This is a genomic window from Streptomyces ipomoeae 91-03, assembly GCF_000317595.1.
GTDB classification, from domain to species: Bacteria; Actinomycetota; Actinomycetes; order Streptomycetales; family Streptomycetaceae; genus Streptomyces; species Streptomyces ipomoeae.
Window position 1 is genome coordinate 1 of record NZ_AEJC01000109.1, and the last position, 9,587, is coordinate 9,587.

Genomic DNA, 9,587 nt, shown 5'->3' on the forward strand with positions numbered 1-9,587 from the left:
GGCGGTCACCGGCCGGCGAAGCCGGACGGCTTGGCGGACGGCAAGGCGGAGGGTGAGACGGAGGGTGAGACGGAGGGGCTGGGGCTGAAGGCGCGGTCGCAGTGGGACCAGTCGTGGAAGTCCTCGTCGCGGCTCCACAGACGCTTGGCCGCGAGGATGTTCCACTCCGGGTCGAGCGCCTTGCGAGGAGTGCCGCCCAGGTCCTTCAGACGGGCGTCGGAGATCTGGAACAGGCCCCAGTTCCGGGTGCCGTTGGTGTTCGGGAGGATGTGCAGCGGGTCGAGGAAGGACTGGCAGTCGGCGATCGCGACCGCGCGATCCGGTGCCTCGGTGAACACCTCGCGGATACGCCGCCGCACCTTGTCCTGCGACCAGGTGTCCATGCGCGCCCCGGACTCGTACAGCGCTCCCTTCGTGGCGTCACCGACCACGCCGTTGGGAGGCTCGATCCCCGCGATCACCTGGAAGGCGGTCACACGGCGCAGCGTCTGCGGTCCGAAGTCGCCGTCCACGCCGATCACCGCGCCTTTGGCGTCCAGCAGTCGCTGTACCTCGCGGACGCACGCGTCGTGCTGGCCCATGGCCACCACCTCCCGGCACGCGGACGTGAAGAGGAGCCGGTCGTCCTCCTTCCGCTGGTCCCCGGTGCCTTCGCCGCGACCGCCGGCCTTGTCGTCGGCCGAGGTCAAGGACGGCAACGTCCAGGCCATCCCCCCGAGCACCAGCACCGCCATGCCCACGGCCATGCCGACACGCATCCGCCGACGGCTCCGCCCCATGGCCCCGGAGACCCGCGAGGGCTCCCGGGGTACCTCCGCGGTCTCACCCCCGGCGCCGTGCTCGACGCCAGGGGCAACGGGCTCCGGCAGCCCGGCCTCCTGTGCCGACGGCTCGTCCGCCGGTTCCGGACCCTGCCGCTCCGGCTCCGTGGGCTCCTGGTCCCGGGCGGCGTCCGCCAGCGCCCAGAGGCGGTGCAGCGTCCGTAGCTCCTCCGGGGCGGCGCCGCAGGCCACCGCGAGCCGGTGCACGGTGCCGTAGTCCTGCGGCACCGAAGTGCCCAGGCAGTAGCGATGCACGCTGGAGCCGCTTGTTCCTGTCTTCGCGGCGAGAGCCGCGTAACTGAGTCCCGACCGTTCCTTGAGCGACCGCAAACAGGCAGCGAATCGCTCGGACTCGGTGCACTCCGACACCGGCGTCCCCCCTTTGTTCCTGCCGTACGGGACGGCTGCACTGCACGCGGGTCGGAGCGGCAGCGCTGTACGTAGATGAGAGGGCGCCCCCCCAAGATCCCCCTGGATCTCCGCGCCCGACGACACTGTGCCAGAAACAGACCGCCGGAACCCCGCCTACTCCGGCCACTTCCGCAGCGGATCCCCGGCGTCCGTGTCCGTCGCGTCCCAACGCCGTCCCAGCGGTCGGCGGACGCCGCAGGCAGGTCATGGCGCGGCCGTCCCAGCGTCCCACCAGGCCGGAATCCCTTGTCCGGGCCCGCCGTCGATTGCCAGCCTCGGGCCGTCCCAGAACGAACCACCCCCTGCGAGGAGACCCACCAGTGGCCCGTTTCATACCCCGGATCCTGCGCAACCGCCCGATGGCGGCCACGTTCGCGATGAGTGTCGCGGCCGTCGCGTCCTTCGCCCTGCCCACCTCCACCGCCCAGGCGGCGCCCACCGCGGTGGACTGTGCCTCCGGGGACGTCTGTTTCTGGACCGAACCCAACTTCGAGGGCAGGAAGTGCAGTTGGAGCGCGGCCGACATGGACTGGCAGAGCGAACCCGTCCGATGCTCCTGGGCGGCCACGACCAACGTCAAGTCCGTCTGGAACGCGGGCACTTCGTCCCGCTTCACGGGCGTCGTCTACTACAAGGGCGCCAACAAGGACGACCGTGCCGGCTGCACGCGCCAGCAGCACGGCGGCAACCTGGCCGGCACCTACAAGCTCCGCTCGCACGAGTGGACCACCGGCCGCTGCGGCTGACCCGGCCGACCGCGACCGGTCGTCCTTGACGACGGTTCAGGAACAGCACGAAGGGACGCGGGGGCCTGCGCGACCGGTCACATCGGTCCGCAGTCCCTCGCGCCCCTTTCAGCGCCTATGGCGATCAGGCGTAGAACCGGGACAGGCTCTGCAGCACAGCCGCCGGCTTCGCCCCGCCCTCGATCTCGATGGTGCCGTCAACGGTGATCTGCACGCCGCCGGGGACGTCCTCCACCGACGCCAGCTTGCCGACCAGGCGGATCTTCGAGCCGACCTTCACCGGCGAGGGGAAACGCACCTTGTTCAGGCCGTAGTTGACCTTGGTCGAGACCCCCTCGACGTCCAGCAGCTCGGTGAACAGCGGGATGAACAGCGAAAGCGTCAGGTATCCGTGGGCGATGGGCGCCCCGAACGGCCCCTCCGCCGCCTTCTCCGGGTCGACGTGGATCCACTGGTGGTCCCCGGTGGCGTCGGCGAACGTGTTGATGCGCTCCTGGGTGACCTCGATCCACTCACTGGCGCCCAGGTCACTCCCCGCGAGCTTCTTCAGCTCGTCGATTCCGTTGACGGTGATGCTCATGTGACTGTCCTTAGCTATGAGTTGGTGCCGTAGCGCTTGCGCACCCGGGCCTTGAGGAGCTTCCCGGAGGCGGTGCGAGGCAGTTCGTCGGCCAGCACCACCGACTTCGGGATCTTGTACTTGGCGAGGCGTCCGGCCAGCGAAGCCAGCACCTCGTCGGGGTCCAGCGAGGCTCCCTCACGGGGAACGACGACCGCGCGCGGCACCTCGCCCCACTTCTCGTCCGGCACACCGATGACGGCGCACTCCACGATGTCGGGGTGGGCGAGGAGCTGGTCCTCGATCTCGGCGGGATAGATGTTCTCCCCACCGGAGATGATCATGTCCTTGATGCGGTCGACGATGAAGACGTACCCGTCCTCGTCGACCCGCGCGGCATCCCCGCTGCGGAACCATCCGTCGGCGAAGACCGCGGCCGTCTCCTCCGGCAGCCCCCAGTAACCGGGCATGACGTGCGGCCCCCGTACGACCACCTCGCCGGGCTCGTCCACGTCGACCGGTGTCATGTCCGGCCGTACGACCCGTACGTCGCTGAAGAAGTGCGGCACCCCGGCCGACCCGGCCTTGCTCACGGCGTGCTCCGCGTCGAGGAAGAGCGTGCCGGGGGCGGCCTCCGTCATGCCGTAGCCCTGGAGGAAGGTGAGCCCCCGCTCCTGGTACTTGGCGATGAGCGGGGTCGGCACCGGTGAACCGCCGCAGGAGAGCATCCGCAGCGAGGACAGGTCGGCGTCGGCCCAGCGCGGATGGCGCGCGACCTGGTCGAACATCGTGGGCACCCCGAACATGAAGGTGATCCGGTGCCGTTCGATGAGGTCGAAGGTGGCCTCCGGGACGAACGACTCGACCAGGACGCACAGGCCGCCCTTGAGCAGCACGGGCAGGGTGAGCATGTTCAGCCCGGCGGTGTGGAACAGCGGGGCGGAGACCAGGGCGCGTTCGTCGGTGATGACGTCCTGGTCGACGAGCACGTTGACGGCGTTCCAGATGATGTTGCCGTGGGTGAGCATCGCGCCCTTGGGGCGGCCGGTCGTCCCCGAGGTGTACATGATGATGCAGGTGTCGTCGGGGCCGACGGGCTGGTCGATCGGCTCGGCCTCGGCCCCGGCGAGCAGCGCCTCGTACTCGGCGCCGACCTCGACATACGTACGGACGTCCGTGTCACCCGGCAGCCCCGCGACGAGTCCGGTGAACCCGGACGCGTAGACGAGGGCCTTGGCGCCGGAGTCGCCGAGCTGGTAGGCGATCTCGGGGCCGGCGAGGCGGGTGTTGAGCGGGACGAAGACCGCGCCGAGGGTGCCGGCGGCGAACAGCGTCTCCAGGTAGGAGGGGTGGTTGGGCCCCAGATACGCGATCCGGTCCCCTCGCCGCACGCCGGAGGCGCGCAGCGCGTGGGCGAGGCGCGTGGTGCGCTCGTACAGCTCCGCGTAGGTGATGCTCGTGTCCCCGTGGATCAGGGCGGTACGCCCGGGGGTCTTGCGGGCCCGGCGGGCGGGCCACGACCCCAGTCCCTCATTGCGCATGTCTGTGCCCCTGTCCGTCATTGCACATGGGAGAGCACATGGGTGCCCCTGGTGGATTCATGGAGATGGATGCGTGGTGTTCGTCATGGCTTATGCGTTCGTCATGGCTTCGTCAGACCGAGCAGACGGGCCGCGTTCTCCTTGAGGATCTTCGGCTTGACCTCGTCCTTGATGCTGAGCTTCTCGAAGTCCGCGAGCCAGCGGTCGGGGGTGAGCACCGGGTAGTCGGAGCCGAAGAGCACCTTGTCCTTGAGCAGGGTGTTCGCGTACTGCACGAGCTGCGGCGGGAAGTACTTCGGCGACCAGCCGGACAGATCGATGTGCACGCCCGGCTTGTGCGTGGCCACCGCCAGCGCCTCGTCCTGCCAGGGGAAGGACGGATGCGCCAGGATGATCTTCAGATGCGGGAAGTCGGCGGCCACGTCGTCCACGTGCAGGGGGTTCGAGTACTTCAGCCGGATGCCGCCCCCGCCGGGCACACCGGCGCCGATGCCGGTCTGGCCGGTGTGGAACAGGGCGATCGTGCCGGTCTCCTCGATGACCTCGTACAGGTCGTACGCCACCGAGCGGTCGTTGGGGAAGAAGCCCTGAATGCTGGGGTGGAACTTGAAGCCCTTCACCCCGTACTCCTCGACCAGACGGCGGGCCTGCTTCACGCCCGCCTTGCCGCGGAAGGGATCGATGGAGGCGAAGGGGATCAGCACGTCCGGGTTGGCGGCGGCGGCCTCGGCGACCTCCTCGTTGGGGACGGGCTCGGTGCCGGTCGCGGACTCGGCGTCGACCGTGAAGATCACGGCGGCCATCTTCCGCTCACGGTAGTACGCGGCCGTCTCCTCCAGGGTGGGCTTCCGCTTGCCCTCGACCTTGAAGTAGGCCGAGGAGGCGTCGTGCAGATCATCGTCCAGCGAGGAGTTGCCCTTGGAGGACACCTCCGCGTGGGTGTGGACGTCGATCGCCACCAGTTCGTCCACGTTCATGGACAGGCTCATCACGCCTCCGGGATCTTCGGGGCGGGGATGCCCACGGTCTGCGGCTCGGCGCCCAGCGAGGTCGGCCAGACGTCGGCGAGCGCCTCGGGGGTCCAGCCGCCGTTCGCGTACGCCGTCTTGATCTCCTGCGGATGCGACCAGAGTGCCACCTTGTCGCCGCCGATGCCGATGGCCTGGCCGGTGACACCGCGGGCGGCGTCGGAGGCGAGGAACGGGATCAGGGCCGCGCAGTCCTCGGGCGTGCCGAAGCCCTCGCCCTTGCGCAGGAAGTCCGGGAACGGCTTGCCCTCGCGCAGGGCGGCCACGTACGGGGCGAAGGCCGGGATGGTCTCGGTCATGGCGGTGGCGGCGACCGGGATGATCGCGTTGACCGTGATGTTCGCCCGGCCCAGCTCCATGGCCCAGGTGCGGGCGAAGGCCGCGATACCGGCCTTGGCGGCGGCGTAGTTGGTCTGGCCGAAGTTGCCGCGCTGGCCGGCCGGGGAGCCGACGAGGATCAGCGAGCCGCCCTCGCCCTGCTCGCGCATACGGACCGCGGCGGCGCGGGCACAGGTGAAGGTGCCCTTGAGGTGGGTGGTGATCACCGCGTCGAAGTCGTCGTCGGACATCTTCCACAGCACCTTGTCGCGCAGGATGCCCGCGTTGGTGACCAGGATGTCGAGGCGGCCGAACTCCTCCACCGCACGGCCCACCAGCTTGTCGGCGGCCTCGGTCGTGCCGACGGCGACGACCTCGGCCACGGCCTTGCCGCCCGCCTCGGTGATGGACTTCACGGCGGCTTCGGCCACGGCCTCGTCGATGTCGTTGACGACAACGGCGGCGCCCGCGGCGGCCAGGGCCTGCGCGTAGGCCAGTCCGAGGCCACGGCCGCTGCCGGTGACGACGGCGACCTTGCCGGTGAGATCGATGCTGGGCACGGGGTGATCCCTTCAGATGGGGGTGCGGCGTCGAGCGCTGTCGAAGGCTGTCGGGCACCGACGGACCGATCGACTGCGGTTACGAGATCGAAGCTAAGAGCAATAGTTGTTGACGTCAATAGTTGTTGTTGCCCGACCCTTGGGGCATGCTGGGGGCAGCACGTACCCGCTCCCCTCCCGGGGGCCTCGACGAGGGAGTCCGCCATCGCCGGCCAGCAGACGCAGAACCCCGCCTCGATCGACGCGCGCGAGCCGTGGATGCGCGGGCTGCACGCGGACACGGGCTATCTGCTGTACCGGCTGGGTCTGCGTTCCGGGCAGTTGTTCAACGCCTCGCTCCAGGAGTCGGGGCTGCGGCTGCGCCACTACGCGCTGCTGCGCTTCCTCGCCACGTCGCCGGGCGCGCTCCAGCGCGAGCTGAGCGCGTCCCTCGGCTACGACCCGAGTGCGATCGTCGGCCTGGTGGACGACCTGGAGAAGGTGGGGTTCGCCGAGCGGCGCCCCTCCCCCGACGACCGCCGCAGCCGGATCATCGTCCTCACCGAGGCCGGCCGGTCCTTCCTGCGGGACACCGACGAGGCCGGGCAGCGGGTCACCAACGAACTGCTGGGGCCCCTCGACGCCACCGAGCGCGACACGCTCCGCGCACTGCTGCAGAAGGTCGCCGAAGCCGGACTGGGGTGACGCCATGCCGATGACCGCCGACGCCCTGCCGGCACCGGGGACCGCCCGCTCCGCCCCCGACCGGCTGCTCGCCGTGCTGGCCGCCTTCGACCACGACCACCCCGCGCTCTCCCTCACCGACATCAGCCGCCGTGCCGGGCTGACCCTCACCACGGCCCATCGGCTCGTCGGCGCGCTCACCGGGTGGGGCGCCCTGGAGCGGGACGCGTCCGGGATCTACCACGTGGGCCTCAGACTCTGGGAGATCGCCGCCCTCGCCCCGCGCGGACTCGCCCTGCGGCAGATCGCGCTGCCGTACCTGGAGGACCTGTACGAGGCGACGCACGAGAACGTGCAGCTGGCGGTGCGCGACGGCGACGAGGTCGTCTACATCGAGTGGCTCTCCGGGCGCTCGGCGGTCGGCGTGCACATCCGGGTGGGCGCCCGCTGGCCGCTGCACGCCACCGGGGTTGGCCTGGCGCTCCTCGCGTACGGCGATCCCGCGTCCCAGGAGGAGTACTGCCAGGGCGAGTTGGCCTCCTTCACCCCGTACACCATCACCGACGGCGCCCGGTTGAGGCGGGCGCTCGCCGAAGTCCGCCGTACCGGTGTGGCGGTGAGCAGCCGTCAGGTCACCGAGGACGCGCTGTCGGTCGCCGCGCCCGTACGGGGGGCGGACGGTTCGGTGGTGGCCGCCGTGTCGGTGGTGGTGCCCCGAGTCGGCGCACAGGTACCGGTGTTGACCCCGGCGGTACGAGTGGCGGCACGCGGGATCTCACGGGCGCTGGGCTGGCAGCCGGACGAGCCCCGACGCGGCTCGGCGATACCGGGCCGGGGCACGTCCGCCGTCACCGCTACTTCTTGACCAGCGTCTGGGCCGCGTACGTCACCGCCGCGCCCGCGTGGGTGGCGGTGCCTCGGGCGGTGAGCCAGCCCTGGGTGGCGTCCGCGGCGGGGGTGACCTCCCAGCGGGTGACGAGCCGGCCGCCGGAGCGGATCCGGTCCACGGTGACCGCGCCGAGGGAGCGCACCTGCCAGTCGTTCGGGGCGGTCAGGGCGACCCGGGCGGCGGTCCAGGGCCGGGCGGAGCCGTTGGCGAGGGTGGCCGTGACGAGAAACTTGCCGTTTCTGCGGGTCACCTTGAGGCTGACCCCGAACGGCTTGCGCTTGTACGTGTCCACCCACGAGGTGTGCATCAGGGCCACCAGCGCGTCGGCCTGGGCGGGCCGCTTCGCCGCGAGGTCGTCGCGCTCGCCCGGGTCGCGGGCGAGGTCGTACAGCTCGACCTGCCACTGGCTGTCGGGTGCCTTGCGGTTCTGGCCCGGCGCGAACCGGATCGCCTTCAGGTTGCCGACGCGCACCGCCTCGGCCGCCCGCTTCGCCCGGCCCCGGTCGACCCGGTCGGCGCGCGGGGTGACGCCGTTGTGGTTGCGGTAGAAGTACAGGTGGTCGTGCTGGGCCGCCCGGGCGCCGGTGCCGCGCAGCAGCGGTGCGACGGAGAGCCCGTCGATGTCGGACGGGGCGGGAGCGCCCGCGAGTTCGGCGAGGGTCGGCAGGAGGTCGATCAGCGGGGTCGGCCGGTCGGTGGTGCCGACCGGGACGCGCCGCGGGGACCAGGCGATGAGCGGGACGCGGATGCCGCCCTCGTACAGGTTGCGCTTGTAGCCGCGCAGCGGGCCGTTGGCGTTGAAGAGGTCGGGGTTGGTGCCGCCCTCCTCGTGCGGGCCGTTGTCGCTGGTGACGAGGACGACGGTGCGCCGGTCGATGCCGTGCGCCTTGAGCCGGTCCACGACATTGCCGACCAGCGTGTCCAGGCCGGTGACCTGGGCCGCGTGCGCCTTGTCGGGGCGCGCCCAGGGTCGGTCCGCGTACTCGCCGACGTTCGGGGCCTGGCTCGGGGCGTGCGGCACGGTCGGGGCGAGGAAGAGCAGGAACGGCTGGTCCTTGTGGGCGTCGACGAAGCCGAGGGCGCGTTCCTCGATGAGGTCGGGCGCGTAGACCTTGCGGGCGCCGTCCCGGTTCTCGGGGATGTTCTGCTTCTTGCCGTTGTTCCACAGGTAGGTCGGGTAGTAGTCGTGGGCGTGCTTGTGCGTCAGATAGCCGTAGAACTCCTCGAAGCCACGGGCGTTGGGGTGGCTCGGCTGGTTCGGCTTCTCGGGGCCGAAGCCCCACTTGCCGATGAGTCCGGTGCGGTAGCCGAGGGCGCGCAGCGCCTCCGCGAAGGTGAAGTCGTGCTCGGTGAGGCTGCCCTGGCCGCCGGGGCCCCATGGGTTCGTGCGCACGGTGGCGTGGCCGCTGTGCAGGCCGGTGAGCATGGAGGCGCGGGCGGGGGCGCACACCGGGGCGGGTGAGTAGGCGTCGGTGAAGCGCAGCCCCTCGGAGGCCAGGGCGTCCAGGCGCGGGGTGTTGATCAACTTCTGGCCGTACGAGCCGAGTTCGCCGTAGCCGAGGTCGTCGGCGAGGACCACCACGAAGTTCAGCCGCTGTGCCGGGGCCTGGGCGGCCGGCACGATCGACACGGCCGGACGGCTCACCTCCGTGGCGGGGTGCGGGTCGGCCGCCTTGCGTGCCTCGTGGGCGACGCATCCGGTCGCCGCCCCGGTCGCGCCGATGGCGGCGGTCCCGGCGAGAAAGCGACGGCGGCTGGGCATGCGGACTCCTGGTTGATCGTCGGCGGGCGGTCGTGATCCGATGGTGAACCGGGCACTCGGAGCAAAACCACGCACAGGGCATGAACACCTTGTTGCAGCTGGTCGCGGGGGACCACGGTGATCAACTGTGCGCCCCCGTCCCTGGAGAGGGGGAATTCGGCGTTCTGGTTCCCTCCGAATGAGTTGATCTTGCCAGCGCCCTGTGAAGCCGCCGACATCGGGGTTGGGTCACCGGTTCGCACGCCAGGGCGGCTCGGCGTCCTGGCCCACCGCTGACAGGACTGGTGCC

At 70.8% G+C, this 9,587-nt stretch carries 9 protein-coding genes; 3 read left to right on the top strand and 6 right to left on the bottom strand.

Features of this window, described 5'->3' with window-relative positions:
* Window positions 1-5: 5 nt before the first annotated feature.
* The gene (locus tag STRIP9103_RS07225; protein WP_009301936.1) at window positions 6-1,190 is read right to left on the bottom strand and encodes a helix-turn-helix domain-containing protein; all 1,185 of its coding nucleotides are present in this window, start codon (window positions 1,188-1,190) and stop codon (window positions 6-8) included.
* Between the two features lie 362 nt (window positions 1,191-1,552).
* On the opposite strand from STRIP9103_RS07225, the gene STRIP9103_RS07230 reads away from it, so the two are divergent.
* The gene (locus tag STRIP9103_RS07230; RefSeq protein ID WP_009301928.1) at window positions 1,553-1,978 is read left to right on the top strand and encodes a peptidase inhibitor family I36 protein; all 426 of its coding nucleotides are present in this window, start codon (window positions 1,553-1,555) and stop codon (window positions 1,976-1,978) included.
* 124 nt (window positions 1,979-2,102) lie between these two features.
* On the opposite strand, the gene STRIP9103_RS07235 is transcribed toward STRIP9103_RS07230, so the two are convergent.
* The 4 genes from STRIP9103_RS07235 to STRIP9103_RS07250 all read right to left on the bottom strand — a co-directional run bounded on the left by STRIP9103_RS07235 (window position 2,103) and on the right by STRIP9103_RS07250 (window position 5,984).
* On the bottom strand, window positions 2,103-2,558 hold the full coding sequence (locus STRIP9103_RS07235) for a MaoC family dehydratase (RefSeq protein ID WP_009301942.1): 456 nt from the start codon (window positions 2,556-2,558) through the stop codon (window positions 2,103-2,105).
* Window positions 2,559-2,572: 14 nt separating this feature from the next.
* Entirely contained in the window at window positions 2,573-4,078 is a 1,506-nt protein-coding gene (locus tag STRIP9103_RS07240; protein ID WP_009301944.1) for an acyl-CoA synthetase, read from the bottom strand.
* Window positions 4,079-4,179: 101 nt separating this feature from the next.
* Window positions 4,180-5,055, bottom strand: coding sequence for a 4-hydroxyphenyl-beta-ketoacyl-CoA hydrolase (locus tag STRIP9103_RS07245; RefSeq protein WP_009301930.1), 876 nt, complete (start codon window positions 5,053-5,055; stop codon window positions 4,180-4,182).
* A gap of 11 nt (window positions 5,056-5,066) precedes the next feature.
* Window positions 5,067-5,984 (bottom strand): SDR family NAD(P)-dependent oxidoreductase, encoded by a 918-nt coding sequence (locus tag STRIP9103_RS07250; RefSeq protein ID WP_009301938.1) that lies wholly within the window; start codon window positions 5,982-5,984, stop codon window positions 5,067-5,069.
* Between the two features lie 258 nt (window positions 5,985-6,242).
* Between STRIP9103_RS07250 and STRIP9103_RS07255 the strand changes: the two genes are divergently transcribed.
* Both STRIP9103_RS07255 and STRIP9103_RS07260 read left to right on the top strand, forming a co-directional pair.
* The gene (locus tag STRIP9103_RS07255) at window positions 6,243-6,668 is read left to right on the top strand and encodes a MarR family winged helix-turn-helix transcriptional regulator (RefSeq protein ID WP_009301940.1); all 426 of its coding nucleotides are present in this window, start codon (window positions 6,243-6,245) and stop codon (window positions 6,666-6,668) included.
* Window positions 6,669-6,672: 4 nt separating this feature from the next.
* The gene (locus tag STRIP9103_RS07260) at window positions 6,673-7,512 is read left to right on the top strand and encodes an IclR family transcriptional regulator (RefSeq protein WP_009301934.1); all 840 of its coding nucleotides are present in this window, start codon (window positions 6,673-6,675) and stop codon (window positions 7,510-7,512) included.
* Here the strand turns inward: STRIP9103_RS07260 and STRIP9103_RS07265 are convergent.
* Entirely contained in the window at window positions 7,502-9,298 is a 1,797-nt protein-coding gene (locus tag STRIP9103_RS07265) for a sulfatase-like hydrolase/transferase (protein ID WP_009301932.1), read from the bottom strand. The two genes, STRIP9103_RS07260 and STRIP9103_RS07265, sit on opposite strands and share 11 nt — an antisense overlap.
* Window positions 9,299-9,587 lie beyond the last annotated feature (289 nt).